Raw genomic sequence first — 349 nt, 5'->3', positions numbered from 1 at the left:
TTTGACTTTCAACACGAACAAGTCGGTTGAAAACCCAAAATGTTATTAATCTGTGAGTGTTCTTTCGAACACTAGCGATTATTTCTTTTTTTTGAATTCAAAGCTTGTTTAAAAACTCTAATTCACTCGGTTTTGCTTGGTAAAATCATAAATTTTACTTACTTATCTAGTTTTCAATGTACAAAATGTTGCAATGAATACTCTAATGAGCATTCAAAACTGAATACAATATGTCAATGTTATTCCTGCATCTTCGTAAGAAGATGTTCCGAATATATCCTTAGAAAGGAGGTGATCCAGCCGCACCTTCCGATACGGCTACCTTGTTACGACTTCACCCCAATCATTT

General features: G+C 34.1%; 1 rRNA gene. It reads right to left on the bottom strand.

The features are described 5' to 3' along the window. Positions 1-284: 284 nt before the first annotated feature. Positions 285-349 (bottom strand): 16S ribosomal RNA (locus ACSULM_RS12505); the annotation flags it as partial.

The organism is Staphylococcus caeli, from assembly GCF_051413795.1.
GTDB classification, from domain to species: Bacteria; Bacillota; Bacilli; order Staphylococcales; family Staphylococcaceae; genus Staphylococcus; species Staphylococcus caeli_A.
This window is presented reverse-complemented; position numbering and strand designations above follow the sequence as displayed.